The following is a 25035-nucleotide window of genomic DNA, read 5'->3' as shown; positions in this document are numbered from 1 at the left end:
AGCCTAGTAGGACACACGGACAGCCCAGCGCACTGCGTCTGGCGCGGCATCCAGCGCCTGCCCAAAGACTTCACAGCGACTGCCCAGAGCCGGGCGGCTACGTCCCGGCGACCAGCGCCTCACGCAGCGCGTCCAGCGCGACCTTCAGCTCCGCGGCGGGCAGATAGCCGAATCCCAGCCGGAAAACCCGCGGCTCGTCGCCGAACCAGTCCCCGTCGGCCAGCCGTACGCCGACCTCCGCCGCCGTCTCCTTGAACCGCCCGAGATCCACCCCAGCCTTCAACCGCACCACACACAATGCGCCGGCATCAGGACGAACCCACTCCACAAGCCGACTGTTGGCGTTCACCCAGTCCTGGGTGATCAGAAGGTTCTCCGCCAGCCAGGTCCTCCGCCGGCCCAGGATCATCGATTCCTGTTCGAAGACTCGTACCGCCAGCGCCTCGCACACCGGGGACGCCGACACCACCGTGCCGAACTTGGCCGGCAACAACCGCTCCACCAGCGAATCGTCGGTGCTGATCACCCACCCGATCCGCAAGCCCGCCGCCCCGTGGCACTTGGACAACGAGCCGACAACCACCACCCGCGAGCCGAGACCCAGAGCAGTCTCGGCGACCGGCTCCTCGCCGTACGCCGCCGTCCGGTACGTCTCGTCCACCATCAGATAGGCGGCCGGACAAACCTCCTCCATCGCCGCCACGATCTCCCGAAGAACCGCCAACGGCACCGCAACGCCGGACGGATTCTGCGGCGTAGCCAAGCTCACCAGCTTCGTCTCCGAAGTGAGCTGCGCCCGTACCGCTTCCGCCGTCACCCGATACCCGTCGTTGAACCCGACCGGCACCACCCGCACCGAAGCCCCAACGGTCTCGAACGCACTCCGAGTCATCGGGAACTCAGGCGCCGTCGTCACAACCTCCCCCGCCAGCAGATAGGCGAGCAGGAAGATCCCGTGCATCCCGCCGACCGTCACGACGACCTGATCGGCCCGTACGCCGTGCCGCTCGGCGATCGCGCTCCGCAGCCGCACGTCGCCGGCCGCCGTACCGTAGCCCAGCTCGAGCTCCCCCAACCTCGGTGTCAGCAGGTCCGCGAGCCGGAGGTCCGGCCCGTAGCTCTCGCCCAGCTCGTGCCGGGCCTGTTCGGCGGTCAGTGACATGATCTGGTGACGCGGAAAGTTCGGCATCTCTCCATCGTTCTGCGGTGGCACTCGCGGATGCAGAGCCAATCCGGCAGAATTGGTTCGCAGATGAGACCAATCGAGGTGGTTGACCGATTGGGCCGCTGGTCGTCCGGCCGCGGCCCGCTCTACGTACTGCTCGCGTCCCGCCTGCGCACGCTGATCGACGACGGCCAGCTTCCGCCGGGCGTACTCCTCCCGCCGGACCGCGTGCTCGCCGGAGCGCTGGCTGTCGGCCGTACGACGGTGGTCGCGGCGTACGACCTGCTCCAGGCGGAGGGGCGGATCACCCGGCGCCAGGGCAGCGGTACGCGCGTGACCGGCGTACCGACCGATGCGCCGACGGAAGAGGCCCCGGTGGACCCGCTCTTCCTGGACTCGCTGGAGGCCCGGGACGACGACGTACTGCTGGCTGTCTGCGCCGCGCCCGGGGATCCGCCGCCGCAGCTGGCGGAGGCATTCGCGAGGATCGCGCCGGAGCTCGGGCAGATCGCTGACGACATCGGTTATTACCCGTACGGCGTGCCCGCGCTGCGGCAGGCGCTGGCGGATCGCTACACGGTCCGTGGGGTGCCAACACGGATGGAGCAGGTGCTGGTGACGAACGGCGGTCAGCAGGCGCTGTCACTGCTGGCACACGCTCTGGTGTCTCCTGGCGACCAGGTGATCGTTGAGGCGCCTACGTATCCGGGAGCGCTGGAGGTGTTTCGGGAGGAGGGCGCAGTACTGCGCGGGCTGCCTGTGGGACTGGAGGGCTTGGAAACAGCTGTGCGAGAACGGCGGCCGGCCCTGGCGTACGTGATCCCGACGTATCAGAACCCCACCGGCGCGGTGCTGTCCGCGCTCGCCCGGCAGCGCCTTGCTGCTGCGGGCGTCCCGCTGATCGAGGACGAAGTACCGGCAGATCTCGCGTTCCCTGGTGAGCCTTCGCTGACGCCCATTGCGGCGTACGGCGACACCGTGATCTCCATCGGCTCGCTCAGCAAGAGCATCTGGGGAGGTCTGCGGATCGGCTGGATCCGTGCAGCACCACCGCTGATCAACCGGTTGGCCCGCCTCCGCGCCGTACACGACCTCGGCGGCAACGTCCCGACCCAGCTCGCTGCGATGCACCTACTACCGCTCCTGGACGCCCCCGAGCTCCACCAGACCCTCAAAGCCCGCCACGACCACCTACACGCCCAACTGACCGAGCACCTCCCCAGCTGGACGGTCCCACCAGTCGCAGGCGGCCAATGCCTCTGGGCCCGCCTCCCGTACGGCGACGGCACCTCCTTCGCCCAGACCGCCCTGAGAAACGGCCTGGCCATCCTCCCCGGCGCAGGCCTCGACATCACCGGCAACAGCCGCCCTTACATCCGCCTACACTTCCGCGCCCACCCCAACTCCCTCACCGAAGCAGTAACCCGCCTGACCAAGGCCTGGCACGCCTACCACCCCCCACCCACCCCAACCCACCCCCGCCCCACCATCGCCATCTGAGGGTGGAAGGTGTAGAACGTCGCGTTCTACACTTTGTTCATGGACAGCATCCCGGTACGAGAGCTCAACCAGCACACGAGCGCCGTCCTGGCGCGTGTTGCCAACGGCGAATCGCTCGAGATCACGGTCAGCGGGCAGCCGGCTGCCCGGCTTGTCCCGATCGACGACAACACGAGCATCCGCGCCGACCTGATTCGGCGTGGCCGCCTGATCCCGGCCAGCAATCCCGGGCCGTTGGTGCTGCCCGCGGGTGAGCCGGACCTGTCGGTCGACTCGACGGACATCGTCTCGGACCTGCGCGAGGAACGGCTGTGATCTTCCTCGACTCAGCGGCGATCGTGAAGATGATCCGCCGGGAAGCCGAGAGTGCCGCGCTCGAGACGTGGCTCGGACAGCAGACAGACAAGGGGCTCGTCGCCTCGGCGCTCGTGCTGACCGAGGTCCCTCGCGCCCTCCGGCGATCCGACCCAGGTCGGCTCGCGGCGGTGCCGACCGTGCTGGCGAGGCTCGACAGGGTGCCCGTGGACGAGACCGTTCTCGCGACCGCCGCGGCGTACGCGGACCCGATGCTCCGGACACTCGACGCCATCCACCTCGCCACCGCACAGTCGCTGGTTCTCGAAGGCATCGAGCTCACCGCGCTGGTCACTTACGACAAGCGTCTCCTGACGGCGGCCGCCGAGATAGGGCTACCGACGGCTGCTCCCGGTGCCGCCTGAGCTGACACACCCCGCCGCGCCGGTCCGGGTGGAGGGGGTGGGCGGCGCGGCGGGGGACGGGGCCGGATCGCCAGGCCATTGCAATGCGCGGTTGCGGGCGTGCGCCCGTTGGGGGCACGTCGCGCTCACGCGATTGTGGTGGCCTGGGCGTCCGTGTCAGGCGGTGGTGAAGCGGAGGGTTAGGGAGGTGGGGGCTGTCTTCAGTTTGTCGCGGTCGGGGAGGGCTGGGCCGCAGGCGGCGGTGCCTACGCCGGTTTGGGCGATGTCGATGGTGACGTAGGTGGTGTCGCCGGGGACGAGGTCCGCAGTGTGCTTGGCCGTCTCCAGGTCGTTGGTGGTCCAGTCGCGGACCGTGAGGCCGAAGAGGTGGTCCACCGCCTCGATGCGGAGGCCGTCGACGGTGGCCCAGCGGGTGTCGATGCGGTGGCCGTTCTCCTGCGGGCGGACGTACGGCGTCTGCAGTTCGGCGACCGTGGCGGAGTACTTCCCGACCGCGGCGGCCGCGCGGGTGTCGACGTACGCCTCGTTCGGACCGGTGCCGAACCACTCGACCCGCTCCACCTTCGGCAGTTCGAACGTGATGCCCAACCGCGGCAGCACCTCCGGGAACTGGCCTTCCGGTACGACGTTCAGCTCCAGCACGACCGCGCCGTCGACAGCGGTCCAGCGCCACGTACTCCGCAAACCCCACTGCAGCTGCGGCGGCGCCGTCCGGGTGACGACCTCCCACGCGCCGTCGCGCTCGCCCTGCGACACGATCCGGTGCTGCACCCGGTGCAGCCCTTCCTCGCGCCACTTGTCGGCGACACCAGGAATCGCGTCGTTGTCAATCGGCGCCCGCCAGACATCCAACCGAGCGTTCTGTACAGCGCCGACGGTGATCCCCCGGAGGCCGGCTTCGCCGGCCGCCGGCGACCCGGCGGTCGCGGTCGCCCCGGAGGCGGTCGCGGCGGAGGAGCCGGTCCCACCGGTGGAGGCGGAGGCGGACCCGGCGGTGCCGGCTGCAGCCGCGGCGGCCGGCTCGTCCAGGCGGAGTTGGCCCCAGGCGATTCGGTGGCCGGCTTCCGCCCAGGGGGTTGCCTCGGTGAGCTCGGCGGTGACGGTCACCCACGTCTCAGGCCGACCGGCCGCACGGAACTTCTCGATCGCCGGCGGCAGGTCGAGGGTGGCGGTTTCACCCGGCGCGAGCAGCGGCACCGGCAGGGTGCCGCTCCCGACGACCTCGCCCGCGACCTCGACCCGCGCCGTGAACGTCAGGTGGCTCGTGTCGAGCACCTCGTAGCGGTTCGTGACCATCACCCCACCGTTGCCGTCAGCAACGATTCGGAGCGGTTCGATCACCTTTGCGTACTCGTGCATGCCGGGCGACGGCGTCCGGTCCGGGAACAGCAGGCCGTCGCAGACGAAGTTCCCGTCGTGGATCGTCTCGCCGAAGTCACCGCCGTACGCGTACACCTCGCGCCCGTCGATGGTGGTCCGGATGCCGTGGTCGATGAACTCCCAGATGAACCCGCCCTGGCAGCGCGGGTACTTCTCGAACACCTCGCGGTAGTCGAGCAGCCCGCCCGGCCCGTTCCCCATCGCGTGCCCGTACTCGCACAGGATGAACGGCAGGTTGCGATAGAGGCTGGAATCCGCCCCGATCTCCGCGCACCCCTCCGGCGAGGTGTACATCCGCGAGTAGATGTCGACGAACTCCGCCTCGGTGTCGCGCTCGTAGTGCACCGGCCGCGACGGGTCGAGCGCCTTCGCCGCGTCGTACATGTCCTTGAGGTTCGAGCCCATCCCGCACTCGTTGCCGAGCGACCAGATCACGATCGACGGATGGTTCTTGTCCCGGTGCACCGTGCGCTGGATGCGCAGCACCAGGTCGTCGCGGAACCGCGGGTCCATCACCGGGTTCGGCAGGTTGGGCGGCTGCGGCTCGTACCCGAACCCGTGCGTCTCGAGGTCACACTCGTCGATCACGTACAGCCCGTACTCGTCGCAGAGCGAGAGGAAGTACGGGTGTGGCGGGTAGTGGCTGGTCCGGACCGCGTTGATCCCGGCGCGCTTCATGATCAGGACGTCGTCGAGCATGTCCTGCTCGGTCAGCGTGCGGCCGCGGTCCGGGTGGAACTCGTGCCGGTTCACGCCGTTGAACAGCACCCGGTTGCCGTTGACCGTGAAGATCCCGTCGACGATCGCGACGGTACGGAACCCGATCCGCAGCCGCACGTCACCACCGGCAGTCCGCAGTACGGCGTCGTACAACCGCGGCACCTCGGCGCTCCAGGGCTGCACGCCCTCGACCCGTACGTGCTCGCCCGTCGGCACCTCGAGGCCGAGCTCAGGCACCGAAACCGTGCCGGGCACGTCGGACTCGACGAGCAGTGTGCCCGCGCCGTCGAGGTGGTCCCACGCGGCCTTGACGAAAACATCGGAAGCGGCGTGCGGGCGCAGCGCGAGCAGGTTCACCTCACGGAAGATCCCGGACAGCCACCACATGTCCTGGTCCTCGACGTACGAACCGGTCGACCACTGGTGCACCCGCACCGCGATCCGCGCTTCCTTGCCGGGAGCAACCAACGACGTGACGTCGAACTCCGATGCGAGCCGGGAGCCCGACGACCAGCCGACGTACGACCCGTTCACGTACACCGCGAACCGCGAGTCCACGCCCTCGAACCGGAGCACGATCTTCGCCCCGTCGAAGTCGGCCGGCACCGTCACTGTGCGGACGTAGTCGCCGGTCGGGTTGTCGGTCGGTACGTACGGCGGCTCGAGCGGGAACGGGTAGACCACGTTCGTGTACGCCGGCTTGCCGTACCCGCTGAGCTGCCAGTGACCTGGCACCGCGATCGTGTCCCAGCCGGTGGTGTCCGGGTCCTTCAGGTCGTCGGGCGCGTCCGCCACGGTCGGGGACAGCCGGAAACTCCAGTCCCCGCTGAGCGGCAGCCGCCCGGAGTCGTCGTCCAGCCACGAGCGCGGGGGCAGCACGTTCTCCCCGGAAGCAAAGTCCTCGACGTAGTGAGTCACAGAAGTCGACCTTAAGGCTTATCTGTTCACAACTCCACACCGATCAACAGATATGGACAGCTATTGACAGTCGTTGCAGACCCCGACCAGAGCCACCTGCTCCGGCGCGAGATGGAAGCCCAGCTCGCGCGCGACCTTCTTCCGGGCCGATTCGAGGATGTCGCCCGGAGCGTCGTAGACCTTCCCGCACTCCGAGCAGCGCAGGTGCAGGTGTCGCGGCGCCAGGTCGCCGGCGAGGTGGTACGTCGTACCCGCCCGGCCCAGGTGCACATGTGTCACGAGGCCGAACTCGCCCAGCGCATCAAGGGCGCGGTAAACCGTCGCGCGATGGATCCCCGGCCGCAGCTGCTCGGCGCGCTCGCCGATCTGCTCCGCGCTCAGGTGCTCCTCGGTGCCGGCCAGTACCTCGACGACCGCGAGCCGCGCCGGCGTCACCCGCTCGCCACGGTCCCGCAGCCGCTGCGCGCTGACCTCGACCGCACTTGTCATCCGCGCGCTCCTCGCAAGTCCGCTGGTCCCGACCCAACCAATGTATTCCGCGTCAGGACTTCTTGGCCGGGGCCTTCTTCGCGGCCGTCTTCTTCGCGGCGGTTTTCTTGGTCGCCGCCTTCTTGGTGGTCGTCGCCTTCTTGGCTGCCGTCTTCTTGGTGGTCGTCTTCTTGGCGGCGGTCTTCTTGGCCGCGGTCTTCTTCGCCGTCCGCTTCACCGGTCCGCGGGCGCGCTTCTCCGCCAGCAGTTCGGCGGCGCGGAGCAGCGAGATCGTCTCGACCGAGTCGTCCTTGCGCAGGGTCGCGTTCGTCTCGCCGTCGGTGACGTACGGACCGAAGCGGCCCTCCTTCACCACCACCGGCTTCTTGGACTCCGGGTCCTCACCCAGCTCCTTCAGCGGCGGCGCGGCAGCCCGGCGGCCACGCTGCTTCGGCTCCGAGTAGATCTTGAGAGCCTCTTCGAGCGTGATGTCGAACATCTGCTCCTCGGTCGACAGCGACCGCGAGTCCGTGCCCTTCTTCAGGTACGGCCCGTAGCGACCGTTCTGCGCGGTGATCTCCTCACCGGTCGCCGGGTCGACACCGACCACCCGCGGCAGCGAGAGCAGCTTCATCGCGTCGTCGAGACCGATCGAGTCCAGCGTCATCGACTTCAGCAGCGACCCGGTCCGCGGCTTCGCGCTCTTCGGCGCGTCCTCCGGCAGTACTTCGGTCACGTACGGCCCGTACCGCCCTGCCTTCGCGACGACCTTCAGACCGGTATCGGGCGCCGTACCGAGCTCGTGCTCGACGCCGGACGGTTGCTCCAGCAGCTCGCGCGCCTTGTCCACGGTCAGCTCGTCCGGCGGCAGGTCCTCCGGTACGTTCGCCCGCCGCTCGTCCTTGTCCTCGACGTACGGCCCGTACCGCCCGACCCGGACGACGATGCCGCTGTCGTCCCCGCCGACCGGGAACGTCGACATCTCCCGGGCGTCGATCTCGCCCAGATCGGTGACCATCGACTTCAGGCCCTCGAGCTGCTCGTCGCCGAAGTAGAACCGGGACAGCACGCCCTCGCGCTGTAGGTCACCGGACGCGACCTCGTCGAGCACATCCTCCATCGTCGCGGTGAACGCGTAGTCCACCAGCCGGGTGAAGTGCTCCTCGAGCAGCCGGACGACGGCGAACGCCAGCCAGGCCGGAACCAGCGCCTGACCCTTCTTGTAGATGTACTTGCGGGCCTGGATCGTCCCGATGATCGAGGCGTACGTCGACGGCCGCCCGATCTCGCGCTCTTCCAGCTCGCGGATCAACGTCGCTTCGGTGTACCGCGCCGGCGGCTTGGTCTCGTGCCCGGAGGCGAGCACCTCGGTCGCGGGCAGTACGTCGCCCTCGGCCACGTCGGGCAGCCGTGTCTCCTGGTCGTCCGTGCCGGCGGACGGGTCGTCCGCGCCCTCGACGTACGCCTTCAGGAACCCGTGGAACGTGATCACCCGGCCGGACGAGGTGAACTCGCACTGCTCGCCGGTCGCCGCGGTCGCGTCGATCTTGATCGAGACGCTGTTCCCGACCGCGTCCTTCATCTGGGACGCGATCGTCCGCATCCAGATCAGCTCGTACAGCCGGAACTCGGCACCGCTCAGACCGGTCTGTGCCGGAGTCTGGAAGACCTCGCCGGCCGGCCGGATCGCCTCGTGCGCCTCCTGGGCGTTCTTCACCTTGGAGGTGTAGACGCGCGGCTTGTCCGGCAGGTACGACGCACCGTACAGCTCGCGGACCTGCGCCCGGGCCGCGGTGATCGCGGTGTCCGACAGCGTGACGCTGTCGGTACGCATATAGGTGATGTTGCCGTTCTCGTACAGGCGCTGGGCGACCTGCATGGTCTGCGACGCGGACATGCCGAGCTTGCGGCCGGCCTCCTGCTGCAGCGTGGTGGTCCGGAACGGCGCGTACGGCTTGCGGGTGTACGGCTTGGACTCGATGGAGCGGACCGTGAACTGCGACTCGCGCAGCGCCGAGGCCAGCGCGGTCGCGGTCTGCTCGTTCAGGTGGACGGTGTTGGCGCCCTTGAGCTCACCGGTCGAGCTGAAGTCGCGGCCCTGCGCCACCCGCTTGCTGTCCACCGAGACCAGCCGGGTGGGGAAGTACTGCGGGTTGCGGGTCTCGCCGGCGTCCAGCGTGGCGTCCAGGTCCCAGTACGACGCGCTGCGGAACGCGATCCGCTCACGCTCGCGGTCGACCACCATCCGGATCGCGACCGACTGCACCCGGCCCGCCGACAGCCGCGGCATGACCTTCTTCCACAGCACCGGGGAGACCTCGTACCCGTACAACCGGTCGAGGATCCGGCGCGCCTCCTGGGCGTCGACCAGGTCCTCGTCGATGTCGCGGGCGTTGCCGACCGCGTCCTGGATCGCCTTCGGGGTGATCTCGTGGAAGACCATCCGCTTGACCGGGACCTTCGGCTTCAGTTCCTCGAGCAGGTGCCAGGCGATCGCCTCGCCCTCGCGGTCCTCATCGGTGGCCAGGAAGAGTTCGTCGGCGCCCTTCAGCAGATCCTTCAGCTTGCGGATCTGCGCCTTCTTGTCGGCCGGTACGACGTACAGCGGGTCGAAGTGCTCGTCAACGTTCACCCCGAGGCGTGCCCAGGGCAGGCCCTTGTACTTCGCCGGGATCTCGTCCGCCCCGCTCGGCAGGTCGCGGATGTGGCCGAAGCTGGACTCCACCACGTAGCCGGACCCCAAGAAACCGGCGATCATCCGCGCCTTCTTCGGCGACTCGACGATCACCAAGCGGGTTCCTGCCGCTGTCTTCGTCCCTGCTGCCCCTGCCACTGTGCTCCCTACTCTTCTCGTCCTGCCGACAACGTCTCCGTCCCGACGTCTTGTTCCCCCGAGCACAAAACCGACCCTGCCCGCAGACAGGGTACGGCCGACGGCAATGCAATTTCTCAACGCACGGTAACCGCTGACGGCCCCTATATGCCTCCGAGGGTGCCAGAAAGTGGTGAACGCCCCACCGCTACGGCGCGTCGCGATCCCACCACAGTGTGCCCCCGCCGCCCCAATCGAGCGTACGCCGTCTCAGCGGACGAACCGTACCTCGGGGAATTTCGGGGAGTCGCCGCGGAGCAGCAGCGCGGGCCGCCCGCGGAGCGTGAGGTCGAAGTACGCGGCCAGGTACTCGCGCTGCGCGAGCACGCTGCGGGCCGGCTTCGCGCTGCCGACGAGCGCCTTGATCACCGACGAGACGATCGGGTCCTCGCCGTAGATGTCGTGGAACAGCTGGGAGAAGATGAACTGGTAGTCGGTGAACGCCTTCTGCTTGGTCCGGGTCAGCGCCAGGTTGAGCCGGCCGCCGCGCTGATTCGACCAGAACGCCGCCCAGGACTTGTCGTAGTACTCCTTGCCGGGCGCGGTCCGCTGGGTCTCATCGGAGCCGAACAGCAGGAACGGGCGGTCGAGTCCGTGGACGGCCACGTCGCCGAGCGGGCCCTTCAGGCGGTCGTCCTGGAGCGTGCCGTCGAGGTCGGCCCCGGCCAGGACGCGCTCGTCCTCGAGCATCGTGTCGCCGGTGGTGTAGCCGCCCAGCCCGAAGCCGAACATGCCGATCCTGCGCAGGTCCAGGCTCTCGGCCAGACCGTCCGGGAGATCCTTGCCTTCGGCATCGACCGTGTCACCGTCGGCGATCCGTTCGAGTTGGTCGAGGACGAACCGCGCGTCGTTGGTACGGGTGTCGACCGCGGCCCGGATATCGGACGGTTTCGGTGGTTCCGCTTCGGCTGCTCCGGGGAGGAAGCGGCCGCCTGGGTACTCGACCGGGGTCTCGTGCGGGTGGTCCATCGTGACGACGACGTACCCGCGGCTGGCCAGGTCCTCCACCTGCGCGGTGTTGACGAACCGGCTGTACTGATAGCCCGGCGAGAACAGTACGACGGGATGCCGCAGCCGCTGCGCCGGTACGTCGACCCGCGCATGCGTCACCGTGTTCCCGAAGTCGAACGACCCACTCGGGAGCGCCAGCCCGTTCTCCCCCGTCCACGCGTCGTCCACCTCGACGGCAGTCCGCGCCGGCATGTACTTCGCGAACGGCGCCGTACGGTCCACCTCCGCCGGATACCAAAAACTCACCATCAGTTCCCGCTGCCCACTCGGCATCGCCGGATCGATCCGCCCCTTGTCCACCAGATGCACCGCGGTGGTCCCGATCGCCTTCCGCCCCGACGGCACCGGCAACCGGAACCGCACCGGATGAAAGTCCGGGTCACCTTGGGCACGAAGGGTGGGGGGATCGAACGGGGAAGCATGCGCCGTACCCGCGCCGGTAACCGTCACGCCGGCTGTCAGGCCGGCCAGCAGGCCTGCCGTCAGCAGGTGGCGCCTGGTGAGGTTGTGACTGCTGAGGCTATTGGGACGTGGGTTCACCATGCGACTCATCGTCATCGTCCTGTTTCTCCCCGTGATGGCGACACTGTCTCAACTTGATGAAGCTGAGCTGATGACAACTCGTCGTGAGTGAGCTTCAATGTGCGCACCATTGTTCATTGATGCGTGAAGTGAGGCAGTGATGAGCATCTTTGTCCGTATGAAACGTTCAGTAGTCGCCCTGGCGTTACTAGCCGGTGCGCTCGTGTACACCGCCGGTCCCGCCCGGGCCGCGGGCACCACTCTCGGTGACGTCACCGCGTTCTCCGCCGATCAGGCGACGTACACCCTCACCGCCGGCCCCGCGAAGGTCCGCGTCGTGTTCCTCAAGGACGACGTGTTCCGTCTCTGGATGGCCCCCGACGGCAACTTCAGCGACCCCGCCAACACCGGCGAGGGCTCGAAGATCATCACCAAGACCGACTACGGCACCCCGTCGACCACCTGGCGCGACCGGGGCACGTACTACTCCCTCAGCACCGGCAAGATCGAAGTACGAGCCCAGAAGCAGCCGCTGAAGTTCTCGGTCTACCGCTCCAACGGCCAGCTCGTCTGGTCCGAGGCGGCGCCGCTGTCCTGGACCGACACCTCCACCACGCAAACCCTGGACCGCGGCGCCAACGAGCAGTTCTTCGGCGGCGGCATGCAGAACGGCCGCTTCTCGCACCGCGACCAGACGATCAAGATCTCCCGGGACTTCAACTGGGAGGACGGCGGCAACCCGAACGCCTCGCCGTACTACATGAGCACCGCGGGGTACGGCGTACTCCGCGACACGTTCAGCCCGGGCAGCTACACCTTCACCAGCCCGGTCGTCACCACTCACGACGAGACGCGCTTCGACGCGTTCTACTTCATCGGTGACCTGAAGACCTCGCTGGACCGGTACACCGAGCTGACCGGCCGGCCGTTCATGCCGCCGATCTACGGCCTCGAGTACGGCGACTCCGACTGCTACAACCGCGGCCACTACGGAACCGACCCCGACCCCAGCAACGACTGGAAGGTCAACCCGGACAAGGTGACGACGCTGGACGCGGTCAAGGTCGCGCAACGGTTCAAGGACGAGGACATGCCCGGCGGCTGGATGCTCGTCAACGACGACTACGGCTGCGGGTACTCCGCCACCACCGACTCCGAACTGGTCGACGGCACCTGGTGGGGCAAGCGCGACATCCCCGCGCTCAAGCAGACCGGTGACGAACTGCGCGCCCGCAACCTCCAGATGGGCCTGTGGACGCAGTCGAACCTGGACCGCCAGCCCGCCGAGGTCGGCGACGCCGGTGTCCGGGTCCGGAAGCTCGACGTCGCGTGGGTCGGCCCGGGTTACCGGTACGCGCTGTCAGCCTGCGACACCGCGCACGACGGCATCGAGCAGTACAGCAACGCGCGAGGCTTCGCCTGGATGGTCGAGGGCTGGGCGGGCGCGCAGCGATGCGCGGTGCAGTGGACCGGCGACCACAGCGGTTCGCTCGACGCGATCAAGTGGCAGATCCCCGCGATCACCGGCTCCGGCAACTCCGGGATCGCCTACAGCGCCGGCGATGTGGACGGCATCTTCGGCGGCAGCGCCACGTCGTACGTGCGCGACCTGCAGTGGAAGGTGTTCAACCCGGCGTTCATGAGCATGTCCGGCTGGTCGACTCCGGCGTACAAGCAGCCGTGGGCGTACGGCGATCCGTACACCTCGATCAACCGCAAGTACCTGAAGCTCCGCGAGCGGCTGCTGCCGTACTTCTACACCTACGCCGCCGAGGCGCACCGGACCGGCGCTCCACTGAACCGGTCGCTCGTGCTCGAGTATCCGGACGACCCGCACACCTGGGACGACACGACGAAGTACGAGTTCCTGGCCGGCAAGGAGTTCCTGGTCGCGCCGATGTACGGCGCTGACGAGGTGAAGAACGGGATCTATCTGCCTGCCGGACGTTGGATCGACTACTGGACGGGTCGCGTGTACCAGGGCCCGACCACGGTGAACGGGTACCACGCGCCGCTCGACACGCTGCCGTTGTTCGTGAAGGCGGGCGCGGTCGTACCGATGTGGAAGCCCGGCATCAACAACGCCGCCGAACAGAAGCCGGGCGACACGGTGAGCGTCGACATCTACCCCTCCGGCACGTCGTCGTTCGCGATGTACGAGGACGACCGGGTGACCCGCTCGCCGCAGTCGGCCACGCAGACCTTCACCGTCAAGGCACCGACTGAGGGCCGCGGCGATATCACCGTCAACATCGGGCCCAGCATCGGCACGTACGACGGGAAGCCGACAGCACGCCCGTACGACCTGACGCTGCACACGGGGAGCGCCCCGCACAACGTCTTCGTCGACGGCAGGGCGGTCAAGTGGTCCTACTCGAACGGAGTCATCCGTATCCAGACCGGATCCATCCCGACCTCGGGGTCTGCAGTTGTTCTCCTGACCGGCAGCTCGGCGGTCGGCGGTCCCGACGTCACCAATACCCTCGGCACGCCTGAACTGACCACACCTTCACTGTGGAACGCCCCGGGTCAGCCCACCGAGGTCACCGCATCGTTCCGCAACGGCACGAGTACGACGGTCCGCAACGTGCGGCTCGACGTACAGGTCCCGACCGGCTGGTCCGTAGCCGGTGCGAACACGTTCTCCACCGTCGTGCCGGGCCAGAGCGTGACGACCAAACTCCAGGTGATGCCAGGCGCCGACGTGAAACCCGCGAGCTTCACGCTGACACTGCGGGCGTCGTACGTTGCCCAAAGCCAGAGTTACTCGAATACGGCGGCCGGGACCGCACAGTTGCCGTACGCATCGTTGTCACAGGCCGCGAACGTGGTCGGGATCAGCGACGCGTCGACATACAAGCAGGGCAACTTCGACGGTTCCGGCAACAGCTTCAACGGCGAGGCGCTGGCCGCGGCCGGGTACACGCCAGGGGCAACGATCTCCGTCCAGGGCGCAAACTTCACCTGGCCGACCGGCGCACCCGGTACGCCGAACCTCGTCAAGAACCAGTCCGCACCGATCCTCGTCTCCGGCACCGGGTCGCACCTGGCACTCCTCGGCGCCGGCGCCAGCCTGAACGCCCGCGGGACGGTCACGATCATCTACACGGACGGGACCACGTCGGAAGGTACGTTCCAGCTCCCGAACTGGTGCTGCCAGGACCCGACCACCGGCGGTGCGAAACTCGCGGTCTCGGTCAAGGGCCGCTACACGGCAGCCGGATTGAGCAACACGACAACCGACTACCGCGTGTTCTACACCGCCGTACCGCTCGACCCCGGAAAGACGGTCAAGGCCATCGAACTGCCCGGCGGCGGACTCGGCTTCTTCGCCGCCACGATCGCCGACAAACCGTTGCCCCCGGCACCAACCGGTGACAACTGGGTCAGCGACCTGGAGTTCCTGGACTCCACCAACGGCTGGGGCCCGGTGGAACGCGACCACAGCAACGGCGAAGACGCGGCAGGAGACGGCGGCCCCATCACCTTGGACGGAGTCCAGTACGCCAAGGGCCTCGGCACTCACGCCCCGTCCTCGGTTTCCGTCCGCCTGGCCGGAAACTGCAAAACCTTCACCAGCAAACTAGGCATCGACGACGAAGTGGACGACCGAGGCAAAGTCACTTTCAAGGTGCTGACCGACGGCACCGCGAAGTACACGTCCGACCAACTCACCGGCACGTCGCCCACCGCCAGCACCACAGTCGACGTGACCGGCGCCCAAACCCTGACCCTCCAGGTAACCGACGGCGGCGACGGCATCACCAGCGACCACGCCGACTGGGCCGGCGCCGAACTCACCTGCAACCCGTAAGAAGAGAAGAAGGGAGGTGCCGTCGGTCTCCACCGACGGCACCGCGTTCGGCGAAGGGCGCCGGATCGGTTCGCCCTCGGTCGATCGTGGTCGCCGCCGTCGGGTGGGAGGATGTGGGCATGGAGCTGACGGGGACTGTGGTTGCGGGGCTGCGAGCGGCGTTCGAGGCTGCTGGGTACACCGTGGGCGGGGTGGGTGCGCGGCTGGGGGAACAGGCGAACGGGGCGCTGGCGCGGAACGAGACGGCGCCGGCGGTGCGGCGGACCGCGGCCGGGGATGCACTGGACACCATGATCCGGTTGTTCCTGCTGCAGCGTCCGGTCTCGGAAACCCTCGTGAGCAAGGCATTTCCGGGCGTGGATCTGGTTGCTCTGGGCATCGTTGAGCGCAGCGGGAGCGAGGTGAAGGCGCTTCTGGACATCCGGCCGTTCGCGGATGAGGAGCGGGAGTGGTGGGTGGTCGCGGATCTCACCCCGGGACTGGACGGGCGGCGGGAGGTCATGCGGTCCGATTATGTGCTCGGGATCGCGCCGGCCAGTCTCAGTTTGGTGCAGTTGACGGTGCCGGTGAAGGTGGAGCGGGCGCTTGACGTCGGGACCGGGTGTGGCGTGCAGTCGCTGCATCTGGCCGACCGGGTCAATCAGATCGTCGCGACCGACGTCAACCCGCGCGCGCTGCAGCTCGCCCGGGCGACGGCAGCGCTCAACCACGTCGACCTCGACCTTCGCGACGGCAGTTTGTACGAGCCGGTGCGGGGCGAGCGGTTCGACCTGATCGTCAGCAACCCGCCGTACGTCATCTCCCCACCCGGCGGCGACCTCACGTACCGCGAGACCGGGTTCACCGGCGACGCCGTCGTCGAGCAGCTCGTCAAGCAAGCACCCGACCACCTCACCGAGGGCGGCTGGTGTCAGGTCCTCGCCAACTGGACCTGCGTACGCGGGGAGGACTGGCAGGACCGCCTCGCGGGCTGGACGACGGACCGCCAGGCCTGGGCCGTGCAGCGCGAGCAGCTCGACACCACGGAGTACGTCGAACTCTGGCTGCGCGACGCCGGCCTGCACGGCACCCCGCAGTACCCGACCAGGTACGACGAATGGATGCGCTACCTCGACGAACACAACGTCGAGTCGATCGGTATGGGCTGGATCACCCTGCACAACGTCGCCGGCTCCCTCGACGCCGAGGCCTGGCCGTACGAGATCGAACGCCCGATCGGCCCGCACGTCCTGCACCGGTTCGAGCGCCGCGAAGGGCTGCCCAAGGACCTGACCGCCCTGCACCTGCGCGTCGCCGACGACGTCGTCCAGGAGACCACCGGCCAACCGGGCGCGGACGACCCGGCGACGATCGTGCTCAGAAGGCAACGCGGGATGCGCCGGGCCGAGCAGGTCGACACGATCATGGCCGGTTTCGTCGGGGCCTGCGACGGCGACCTGAGTACCGGGCAGATCCTCGCGGCGCTCGCCGACCTCACCGATCGCCCGGTGGTCGACGTACTGTCCGACTACCTCCCGCAGATCGGAAACCTCGTCGTAGAAGGCTTTCTGGACTACTGACGGCGCCGGCGCTTCTCGGCGTACATCCGCCGGTCCGCCTCGGTCAGCAGCTCCGCCACCGGCGTACCGTCCCGACTGCTGGCCTGCCCCACACTCAGCCGCAGCATCGCGAACCACGGCTGATCGGCACCGGCCGCCTCCCGCTCCGCCGCATGCTTGATCCGCTCCACCAGCTCCGGCGCGCCACGCTCGTCCGGATTGTCCAGTACGACGACGAACTCGTCCCCGCCGGCCCGCGCGACGACGTCCTCCGCACGGCACTGCTCCTTCAGCAGCGCGCCGACCCGCCGCAGTACCTCGTCGCCGCTGGCGTGCCCGAAGCTGTCGTTGATCACCTTCAGGTTGTCCACGTCGATCGCCACCACCGCGACCGAACGGCCGGAGTCCCGCGCGACCGACATCCGCTCGTCGAGCGCGCGCCGATTTCCCACGCCGGTCAGCGGATCCTCGCGGGCCGCCCGCCATTCGGCGTCGTGCCGGATCGAGAGTTCGTGGTTCGCGAGCGCGCTGCGGACGGCGTACAGCCCGCGCAGCCGCTCCGCCCACCACCCGCGGCTGATCGCCCGCGCGTACTGCAGTCCGGTCGTCGCACCGGCATCACCGGAGGCGGCGATGACCTGGACGACGGTGTGCCGGACGAGCGCCTCGACCGGCGGATCCGAGGTGACGGGCAGATCGCCCGCCGCCCGGTCCGCGGCCTCCAGCGCGTCACTGGTCCGGCCGAGCGTCAGGTATGCCTTCGCGAGATAGGTGCCTGCGATCGCCGCCAGCTCCAGGTCGCCGAGCTTCTCCAGCTGGTCGCGGCAGTCCTTCAGGATGACGGCCGCCTCGGCCGCATCCGCGTCGGCATTGCTCGCCGCCAGCCACAGCCGCCCCGCGATCGGCCAGTACCCGAGCAGGTCGGCCGCGACGATCACCTCGACCGCCGCACCGGCCCAGCGGTGTGCGGCGCGGCGACGCTCCTCGATCTCGGCGTCGTACGACGGGTCGCCGAGCCGCTCGAGCTCGTGGGCCCAGCGCAGGTTCGACTCGGCCAGGTTGAGCCGGGTGATCGCGGGCGACTCGGGCAGACCGAGCGGGTCGTGGTCGCCCTCGGCGGCGAGCTCGAAGTGCGGGATGCACAGCTCGTACAGCCGGAGCAGGTCATAGGCGTACCCGAGGCCGGTGTGCCCCCAGCCGGCCAGGCCGAGGTCTCGTGTCCGGGACAGCGCGTTCTCCGCCGCGACCAGGTCCGCGACCGAGTCACCGCCCTCGCCGGTCCGGATCAGCGTGACGATCCGGACCGCGATCGCATTCGCCTCCCAGCCGGGCTCGTCGATCGCGCGGGCGACCCGGATACAGCCGTCGACCGCGTCCAGCGCCTCGACCGCGTCGGTCGCGTGATGTGCCGCCACCGCGCGGACGTACTCCGCGGCGGCCCGCTCGTGGCTCGGTCCCGGATCGAGCTCGGCGAGCAACGCGTTGATCTCCGCCATCGCGTCGACCGCGTGACCCGACTGGGCCCGCGTCATCGCCGCGGCGATCCGCCCCGTCACCCCCGACGTCTCGCGCACCACACCTCCCCACCTTCACTTCTTCCGGTGCTTGTCCTCGTACAGTCGCTGGTCGGCCTTCGCGATCAGCTGTTCGACCCCGAGTCCCTCCGCGGTCGCGGCGTACCCGAGGCTCAGTCCGAGCCGGCCCAGCCACGGTTTGTCCGTGGTCGCCGCGATCGCCGCGACGGCGACCCGGATCCGCTCCGCCAGTTGCGCGCCACCCTTGGCGTCCGGCTGGTCGAGTACCACGAAGAACTCGTCGCCGCCCGATCGAATCACGGCATCGGTGGCTCGCGCCTGTTCTACCAGCAGATTTGCCACAACCTGCAGCAATTCGTCACCGCAGGCGTGCCCGAAGGTGTCGTTGACGAACTTGAGATCGTCGACGTCGATAGCCAGCAAGGTGACCGCGCGGCCGGAGTCGCGGGCGGCGGTCAGCCGTTCGTCCATGGCACGGCGATTTCCGATGCCGGTCAGCGGATCCTGCCGCGCGGCGTGCCATTCGGCGTCGTGCCGGGCCGGCAGGTCGTGCACGGCGAGGGCGTGGCGTACGGCGTTCAGCGCGCGCTGGCGTTCCTTCCACCAGCCACGGGCGACCGAACGCGCGAAGGCCAATCCGGCCAGGGCTCCCGGCGTACCGTCGATCGCGTCGATCTCCGAGCGGGTCTGCAGGACGAGGATGTGGGTCGATGGGTCGGCCAACGGAATCAGGTCGTCGGCGGCGCGGTCCGCGGCCTGCTTCGCCGCGTCCAGGCGGCCGTCGGCGCGCAACGCCCTGGCCAGGTAGGCGCCGGCGATCGCGAGGCGTTCGGTCTCGCCCACCTTGCTGAACCGGTCGCGGATCTCGGTCAGCTCGGCGACCGCCTTCGCCGGGTCCTCGGCGGTCGCTGCCGCGGCGAGCAGGAGCCGGGCGCTGAGCCGCCAGAACTCCTGGGACTCGTCGTCGACGATCACCCGCTCGGCCTCGCGGGACCAGTACGCGGCGGACGCGAGGCGTTCCTCGATCTCCCTTGTATACAAGGGATCGCCGAGGCGCTCGAGTTCGTGCGCCCAGCGGAGGTAGGTTTCGGCGAGGTTCAGGCGGTCGATCGCGAGCGATTCGGCCAGCTCGAACACGTCGTCGTCCAGCCCGGTGGCGAGCTCGTAATGCGGAATGCACAGTTCGAAAAGGCGGAGTACGTCGTAGGCGTAGCCGAGGCCCGTGTGCGCCCAGGCGATCAGGCCGGGGTCCTTCGTCCGGTTCAGGGCCGCCTCGGCCGCGACCAGGTCGTTGACGGTGTCGCCGCCGCGACCGCTGCGGGCCAGGTTGATGATGCGGATCGGGAGCGCGTTGGCCTCCCAGCCCGGTTCGTCGATCGCGCGGGCGACCTCGATACAGGCATCCACCGCCCGGAGCGCCTCGTCGGCGTCGCTGGCGTGGTGCGCGGTCACACCCCGTACGTACTCCGCCGCCGCCAGCGTGTAGCTCGGTACGCCGCCCAGCTCAGCGCGGATCGCGTCGATCTCGGCGGCCGCGATCGCGTGCCCACCGGTCTGGGCCGCGGTCATCGCGGCGGCGATCCGCCCGCTCATCGCAGCAGCAATCCGACCCGTCGGAGACGAGCCGCGCGGAGCCTGTTGCGCAGCGGTCCGGCCGGTCGGCGCCGTACTCACCCGGCCCGCCGCCACCTCGCCAATGCCCATACCCGCCGACGGCCCTTCCCTGATCCGACACCCGCCTCTCGGGCCGGACCGCCCATTGTGACCACCCACCCCCACTCCTGTCACGACCCGATCCAGCCACCGACCACCTAGTGCCACATTCACCGTACTCCCCGTCGCCCCGGAAACGTTCAGGCGACGCGTTTGCCGTAGGTGCAGAGGGCTGTGGTGCCGTCGGCGGCTGCTTGGGTGGCGACGGTGATCCGGTCGGCCAGAAGGGGTTTCAAACGGGTGCGGGCTTCGGCGAGGGTGTAGAACGCCGCGGAGACGAGTTCACCGTCGGGGAATTTGAGAGCGGCGGCCTCGCCATCGGTGAGGACGCCGCCGTCGAAGATGAAGACCAAGGCTTCGGGGCGGGTTGTCTGGGTGGGCACGTGGTCGATCACCAAGAGGCGGCCGAGAGGGCCCGTCCAGTTGAGTTCCTCGCGCAGTTCGCGGACGGCGCCGTCCCAGGGAGATTCGTCGGCCTCGACCGACCCGCCGGGGATCTCCCAGTTCGCCTTGTACGACGGTTCGACGAGTAGCACCCGCCCGTCGGCGGACCGGAACAGTACGCCGGCCACCACTCGTTTGCGTGGTAGGCCGGCGACGTACTGGGCGACCGCATCCAGCTCACTCACCCGCAACCCACCGGCTGATCAGCCGGCTGCTTGTTCGGTGGGGGTGGCTTGGAGGCGGACGGGGAGGGAGTCGACGCCGTAGACGATGGAGAAGTCGCGGAAGCGGAGTTGTTCTTCCGGTACGGCGAGGGCGAGGTCCGGGAAGCGGTGGGCGAGCGCGGTGAAGGCGGCGCGGAGCTCCATCCGGGCGAGTTCGGCGCCGACGCAGCGGTGCATGCCGTGGCCGAAGGCGAGGTGCGCGGACGAGACGGTACGACGCGGGTAGAAGTCCTCGGCGTCCGCCCCGAAGACGCCCTTGTCGCGGTCCGCGCCGGACAGCGACACCGCGACCAGGTCACCCTTCTTCACCTGCTGCCCGAACAGCTCGTGGTCGTGTCGCGCGAACCGCGGGAACGCCACCTGTACGACGGTCAGGTACCGGAGCAGCTCGTCGACGATCACGTCGACCGCGCCCGGCTCGTTCCGGATCCGCTCGAAGTTCTCCGGGTCGCGCAGCAGCACCAGCGTGCCGAGCGCGAGCATGCTGGCCGACGTCTCGTACCCGCCCAGGAACACGCCGTCCGCGAGCCCGCCGAGCTCGACGTCGTCGATGTCGTCGCCCTTGTCGCGGATGATCGACCCGATCAGCCCCTCGCCCGGGTTCGCGCGCTGCTTGCGGACGATCTCGAACAGGAACTCGCGCGACTCCGACGCCGAACCGAACAGCCCGATCCCACCACCGGACATGTCGAAGCGGGCCGGACCGAGCGCGCGGAACCGGTCGCGGTCCTGCTCCTCGACCCCGAGCAGGTCCGCGATCAGCAGGAACGGCACGTTGAACGCGAAGTCCGAGACGATGTCGGCGACCGGACCCTTGGCGTCCATCAGGTCGAGCTGGTCGTTGACGATCTTCTCGATCGCCGGCTCCAGCCGGGCCAGCTTGCGCTTGGTGAACTCCGGCGTCAGCAGCTTGCGCAGCCGGGTGTGGTCCGGCGGGTCGGTGAACCCGAGTCCGCCGATCCCCTCGGACGGCTTGTTCGGGTCGGACCCGACCAGCGGGCGGATGTCGTGGCTGTAGTCCTCCTCGTTGGACAGGACGTACTTGGCCTCGGCATGCCCGCTCACCACCCAGATGTTCAGCCCGAACAGATGGGCCAGCTTGTGCACCGGCTCGGTCTCCCGGACGGCGGCGAGCTCCGGCACCGGGTCCAGCCCGTGCCGGCGCAGCGGCATCGAGACCGAGCTGGGGAACATCCGCATCTTCGACAGGTCGAGACCACCCTTGCGGGTGCTCCTGTTGAGGATCCGGCTGCCGACCCAACGCTTCAGGTATGTCGCAACCATGACTTCTACGCGCCCTCTCTCGACTGCGCCCCCGAACGGCTCTTGTGCTCAAAGTTAACGTCGCCAGGGACCAGAACTGATGGTGTTGGCACTACTCGGGTAGTGGCGTTGGCACCACCATGGGAGGGGGCCATGGAATTGCCAGCAAAGAACCTTGTCACGGACCGGGCCTCCACTGCCAGCTGACACCACCTGTACTCCGCCCTGGACCGCGACATGCCGTTCCTCGGGGAGGATTCAGGGGAATCCCAGACGAAAGTCGGATGCGCCGTCCGCCACCGGGAGGGTGTGTCTCCCGATCCCACGCCGTAGCGAGCAGGTGCTCGGCGGAGTGCCTCGCCGTGCTGGAGGGGAGGGGTCGATGTGGTTTCATCGTTCCCTTCCCTCCAGTGCGGCGAGGTGCCCGCCGAGTGCCGCGCAGTAGGCGTGGGATCGGGAGACACACCCTTTGTTGCCTACGACGACATCGAGCTCAGAGATAGTACGGCGTGACGGTCCGGAACACCTCCGCGAGCTTTGTCTTGACCTGTTCGCGTTGCGGGATCCGTGTGAGTTTCTTCGCATCACCGACCCGGAGTCCGTGCTCCGCAAGCACGTACACCACCCGCAGCGTCCGGATCGTGTTGGTGACTTCCGGCGTGATCCCTTCGGCCGGTGGATCCGACAGCGCCCGGATCGCCGGGTCGAGCCAGTCGGTCGCGTCGGTACCGGTCAGGTCCTCGCGGGTCAGCGTCGCCGCGAGCGCGTACCCGAGCCGGTCGTCCTCCATGTCGCGCAGCACGTACGGCGTGGGCGTCAGCAACCGCCCGATCCCGAGCCGGAGCATCTGGACCGGCTCGACCGCCGGATGCAGCCCGAGCGTGCCGAGCAGGTCCGCCCCGTGCGCGACCGCGTGCAGCCAGCCGAGCTTCTCGTCGTACCCGCGCAGGTCGTCCTCGGCGACGTACCACCGCTCGAACGGCGGCACCCACGACGGCTCGAACACCCCGGCCGTCACGATCGCGTCCAGGATCAGTGGCGCGAACGTTCGCGCCTGCAGCTCGGTGTCCGCGAACCGCGGCACCATCGTGTCGCCGAGCTCCCGCAGCTCCTGCTCCGGCAGCACTCCACGCCCGATCCAGGTCGCGAGCGTCGAGTAGGCCTGCCGATCCCGTACGACCGGGTCGGGCGACCGCAACATCCCGGCCAGCTCGGCCACCAGCTCCCCCAGCGGCCGTCCTTCCGGTACGGCGAACCCCGTCTCGCGCACCTGCGCCCAGTCCGTCATGCGCCGCAGGCTAAACGCCCACGGCACCCCCTGGCCACCTGAGCCGGCAACAGAACGGCCCGTGGAGTTCCGGCGAAGTACCGGAGCCCCACGGGCCGCTGCGACCGGGACCCCTCAGCCCGGCCGGGCCACGCCCCGGCCAAGGCCCCTCAACCACTGACCGGGGTGGTCTCTCATTACGCGTCGCGCTTGTTGGCGGTGAACAACGCCAGCGCCATCAGCAGCACCGCCCAGCCGGCGAAGTACAGCAGCGCCCACCACGGGCTGAGGGCGTACTGCGAGTCCCCCTGCGGACCGTTGACGCCGAAGTCCTGGCCCTGGTTCAGGAACGAGGAGGCGTTCTGGAACGGCGACCAGCGGGACATGTCGTCGCCGACCTTCGGGATCAGGTTGAACAGGTTCTCCACCAGCAGTGGCCACAGGATCAGGATCGCGATCGCCCCGGCGCTCTGCCGGATCAGGATGCCGATCGCCACCGCGATCACCGCGGACAGCGCGAAGACCAGTCCCTGGCCGGCCAGCAGCCGCCATTCGGCTCCCGTGTTGATCGACAGGTCCGCGCCCTTGGAGAAGATGTTGCCGATCCCCCAGGCGCCGAACGACGCGATCAGCCCGACGAGCGCCGACAGCGCCGCGACCACGGCGGTCTTGCCGAGCAGCAGCGACGTGCGCTGCGGTACGGCCTGGAAGCTGGTCCGGATGGTGCCGAACCGGTACTCCGTGGTGACCGCGAGGGCAGCCATCACCATCATCACCATCTGGCTGAGCTGCGCCCCGCCCTGGGTGAGGCCGATCGTCACGGTCCCCTTGGTGAACCCGGTGGCCAGCGCGGCCAGCCCGAGCGTCAGTACGGCGGCGACGATCATGCACCACCACGGCGAGCGGGTGGAGAAGAGCTTGATCCGCTCGACAGTGATCACCGACATGTCAGTTGTCCTCCTTCGGACCGGCGGCCAACTCGGCCGCGGCCGGCCCGTCCAGCTGCGTCACCTCGGCGATGCCTTCCTGCGCGTGGTACTGGACCGAGTCGCCGGTCATCTGCATGAACGCCTGCTCGAGCGAGCCGCGCTGCAGGGTCAGCTCGTGCAGTACGACGCCGTGCTGCGCGGCCGCCTCGCCGACCTGGTCGGTGCTGATGTCGCCCTCGACGAACAGCACCTTGCCCTCGTTCTCGACGTCCTCGATCCGGGTCACGAACTGCTGCTGGTTCAGCACGGTCGCGAACTGGTCGAGCTGCGGCGTCCGGACCTTGACCGTCGTACCGCTGGCGCGGTCGACGAACTCCTGGGTGCTGCTCTGCGCGATCAGCTTGCCGCGACCGATCACGACCAGCTCTTCGGCGGTCAGCGCCATCTCCGACAGCAGGTGGCTGGACACCAGCACGGTCCGGCCTTCGTCAGCGAGGCGGTGCATGAAGTTGCGGATCCAGACGATGCCCTCGGGGTCGAGGCCGTTGACCGGCTCGTCGAAGAGCAGGATCTCCGGGTCGCCGAGCAGCGCGCCGGCGATGCCGAGGCGCTGGGACATGCCGAGCGAGTAGTTGCCGGCCCGCTTGCCCGCCACCTCGGTCAGGCCGACCAGGCCCAGCACCTCGTCGACGCGGCTCTTCGGCAGCTTGTTGGACGCGGCCATCCAGGCCAGGTGGGAGCGCGCCGAGCGGTTCGGGTGCACCCACTTGGCGTCCAGCAGCGCGCCGACCTTGGTGAGCGGGCGGTGCAGGTCGCGGTACCGCTGCCCGTCGATCGTCACCTCGCCCGACGTCGGGGTGTCCAGGCCGAGGATCATCCGCATGGTGGTGGACTTGCCGGCCCCGTTCGGGCCGAGGAAGCCGGTGACCTTACCGGGTTTGACCTCGAAAGACAGGTTGTCAACGGCAACTGTTTCGCCGTAGCGCTTGGTGAGGCCCTTTGCCTCGATCATCGCCGTCTCCTCGTTCGGTGG

The 25035-nt window shown here is 68.8% G+C and carries 17 protein-coding genes; 5 read left to right on the top strand and 12 right to left on the bottom strand.

From position 1 onward, the window contains the following. Window positions 1-97 precede the first annotated feature (97 nt). On the bottom strand, window positions 98-1189 hold the full coding sequence (locus FB475_RS18485) for a pyridoxal phosphate-dependent aminotransferase (RefSeq protein ID WP_141857470.1): 1092 nt from the start codon (window positions 1187-1189) through the stop codon (window positions 98-100). A gap of 63 nt (window positions 1190-1252) precedes the next feature. Here FB475_RS18485 and FB475_RS18480 point away from each other — a divergent pair, with 63 nt between their 5' ends. Genes FB475_RS18480 through FB475_RS18470 form a run of 3 tightly spaced genes read left to right on the top strand, consistent with a single transcriptional unit; the run spans window position 1253 to window position 3384 of the window. Continuing rightward, window positions 1253-2665 carry an aminotransferase-like domain-containing protein gene (locus FB475_RS18480; RefSeq protein WP_141857469.1) on the top strand — a complete coding sequence of 471 codons (1413 nt, stop codon included), beginning with the start codon at window positions 1253-1255 and terminating at the stop codon, window positions 2663-2665. 39 nt (window positions 2666-2704) lie between these two features. Then, complete coding sequence (locus FB475_RS18475; RefSeq protein WP_185759299.1) at window positions 2705-2980, top strand: type II toxin-antitoxin system Phd/YefM family antitoxin; 276 nt, start codon at window positions 2705-2707, stop codon at window positions 2978-2980. Further along, complete coding sequence (locus FB475_RS18470; RefSeq protein ID WP_141857467.1) at window positions 2977-3384, top strand: type II toxin-antitoxin system VapC family toxin; 408 nt, start codon at window positions 2977-2979, stop codon at window positions 3382-3384. Before FB475_RS18475 ends, FB475_RS18470 begins: the two co-directional genes overlap by 4 nt. 156 nt (window positions 3385-3540) lie before the next feature. On the opposite strand, the gene FB475_RS18465 is transcribed toward FB475_RS18470, so the two are convergent. The 4 genes from FB475_RS18465 to FB475_RS18450 form a co-directional block, all read right to left on the bottom strand. Next, window positions 3541-6402: a glycoside hydrolase family 2 TIM barrel-domain containing protein gene (locus FB475_RS18465; protein ID WP_238332213.1), complete on the bottom strand. Its 2862-nt coding sequence runs from the start codon at window positions 6400-6402 to the stop codon at window positions 3541-3543. Window positions 6403-6462: 60 nt separating this feature from the next. Beyond that, a complete protein-coding gene (locus FB475_RS18460) occupies window positions 6463-6891 on the bottom strand; it encodes a Fur family transcriptional regulator (protein WP_141857466.1) in 429 nt (142 codons plus the stop codon). Between the two features lie 52 nt (window positions 6892-6943). Then, the gene (topA, locus tag FB475_RS18455) at window positions 6944-9658 is read right to left on the bottom strand and encodes a type I DNA topoisomerase (protein WP_141858053.1); all 2715 of its coding nucleotides are present in this window, start codon (window positions 9656-9658) and stop codon (window positions 6944-6946) included. 294 nt (window positions 9659-9952) lie between these two features. Further along, entirely contained in the window at window positions 9953-11296 is a 1344-nt protein-coding gene (locus FB475_RS18450) for an alpha/beta hydrolase family protein (protein WP_185759298.1), read from the bottom strand. A 157-nt stretch (window positions 11297-11453) separates the two neighbouring features. On the opposite strand from FB475_RS18450, the gene FB475_RS18445 reads away from it, so the two are divergent. Together FB475_RS18445 and FB475_RS18440 are read left to right on the top strand one after the other, a co-directional pair. Then, the gene (locus FB475_RS18445) at window positions 11454-15089 is read left to right on the top strand and encodes an NPCBM/NEW2 domain-containing protein (RefSeq protein WP_141857464.1); all 3636 of its coding nucleotides are present in this window, start codon (window positions 11454-11456) and stop codon (window positions 15087-15089) included. A gap of 119 nt (window positions 15090-15208) precedes the next feature. Then, window positions 15209-16648, top strand: coding sequence for a DUF7059 domain-containing protein (locus FB475_RS18440; protein WP_141857463.1), 1440 nt, complete (start codon window positions 15209-15211; stop codon window positions 16646-16648). On the opposite strand, the gene FB475_RS18435 is transcribed toward FB475_RS18440, so the two are convergent. The 7 genes from FB475_RS18435 to FB475_RS18405 all read right to left on the bottom strand — a co-directional run bounded on the left by FB475_RS18435 (window position 16642) and on the right by FB475_RS18405 (window position 25014). After that, window positions 16642-18201 carry a GGDEF domain-containing protein gene (locus tag FB475_RS18435; RefSeq protein ID WP_238332212.1) on the bottom strand — a complete coding sequence of 520 codons (1560 nt, stop codon included), beginning with the start codon at window positions 18199-18201 and terminating at the stop codon, window positions 16642-16644. The genes FB475_RS18440 and FB475_RS18435 overlap by 7 nt on opposite strands. Window positions 18202-18216: 15 nt before the next feature. Then, complete coding sequence (locus tag FB475_RS18430) at window positions 18217-19755, bottom strand: GGDEF domain-containing protein (protein ID WP_141857462.1); 1539 nt, start codon at window positions 19753-19755, stop codon at window positions 18217-18219. 260 nt (window positions 19756-20015) lie between these two features. Further along, window positions 20016-20504, bottom strand: a complete 489-nt coding sequence (locus FB475_RS18425; RefSeq protein ID WP_202878360.1) for an NUDIX domain-containing protein — start codon at window positions 20502-20504, stop codon at window positions 20016-20018. Between the two features lie 18 nt (window positions 20505-20522). After that, on the bottom strand, window positions 20523-21827 hold the full coding sequence (locus tag FB475_RS18420) for a cytochrome P450 (RefSeq protein ID WP_141857461.1): 1305 nt from the start codon (window positions 21825-21827) through the stop codon (window positions 20523-20525). Between the two features lie 472 nt (window positions 21828-22299). Then, window positions 22300-23094, bottom strand: a complete 795-nt coding sequence (locus FB475_RS18415) for a DUF2785 domain-containing protein (RefSeq protein ID WP_141857460.1) — start codon at window positions 23092-23094, stop codon at window positions 22300-22302. A 176-nt stretch (window positions 23095-23270) separates the two neighbouring features. Further along, complete coding sequence (locus FB475_RS18410; protein ID WP_141857459.1) at window positions 23271-24020, bottom strand: hypothetical protein; 750 nt, start codon at window positions 24018-24020, stop codon at window positions 23271-23273. Window position 24021: 1 nt separating this feature from the next. Then, window positions 24022-25014, bottom strand: a complete 993-nt coding sequence (locus FB475_RS18405; RefSeq protein WP_141857458.1) for an ABC transporter ATP-binding protein — start codon at window positions 25012-25014, stop codon at window positions 24022-24024. Window positions 25015-25035: the final 21 nt, after the last annotated feature.

Origin of the sequence: Kribbella jejuensis, from assembly GCF_006715085.1 — a bacterium.
In the GTDB taxonomy this organism is placed as follows: domain Bacteria; phylum Actinomycetota; class Actinomycetes; order Propionibacteriales; family Kribbellaceae; genus Kribbella; species Kribbella jejuensis.
This window is presented reverse-complemented; position numbering and strand designations above follow the sequence as displayed.

Bases quoted from the DNA above. Each gene is read 5' to 3' on its own strand.
- FB475_RS18485 (WP_141857470.1), bottom strand. From the start codon at position 1,189: ATGCCGAACTTTCCGCGTCACCAGATCATGTCACTGACCGCCGAACAG.
- FB475_RS18480 (WP_141857469.1), top strand. From the start codon at position 1,253: ATGAGACCAATCGAGGTGGTTGACCGATTGGGCCGCTGGTCGTCCGGC.
- FB475_RS18475 (WP_185759299.1), top strand. From the start codon at position 2,705: ATGGACAGCATCCCGGTACGAGAGCTCAACCAGCACACGAGCGCCGTC.
- FB475_RS18460 (WP_141857466.1), bottom strand. From the start codon at position 6,891: ATGACAAGTGCGGTCGAGGTCAGCGCGCAGCGGCTGCGGGACCGTGGC.
- FB475_RS18450 (WP_185759298.1), bottom strand. From the start codon at position 11,296: ATGGTGAACCCACGTCCCAATAGCCTCAGCAGTCACAACCTCACCAGG.
- FB475_RS18445 (WP_141857464.1), top strand. From the start codon at position 11,454: ATGAAACGTTCAGTAGTCGCCCTGGCGTTACTAGCCGGTGCGCTCGTG.
- FB475_RS18440 (WP_141857463.1), top strand. From the start codon at position 15,209: ATGGAGCTGACGGGGACTGTGGTTGCGGGGCTGCGAGCGGCGTTCGAG.
- FB475_RS18430 (WP_141857462.1), bottom strand. From the start codon at position 19,755: ATGAGCGGGCGGATCGCCGCCGCGATGACCGCGGCCCAGACCGGTGGG.
- FB475_RS18420 (WP_141857461.1), bottom strand. From the start codon at position 21,827: ATGGTTGCGACATACCTGAAGCGTTGGGTCGGCAGCCGGATCCTCAAC.
- FB475_RS18415 (WP_141857460.1), bottom strand. From the start codon at position 23,094: ATGACGGACTGGGCGCAGGTGCGCGAGACGGGGTTCGCCGTACCGGAA.
- FB475_RS18410 (WP_141857459.1), bottom strand. From the start codon at position 24,020: ATGTCGGTGATCACTGTCGAGCGGATCAAGCTCTTCTCCACCCGCTCG.
- FB475_RS18405 (WP_141857458.1), bottom strand. From the start codon at position 25,014: ATGATCGAGGCAAAGGGCCTCACCAAGCGCTACGGCGAAACAGTTGCC.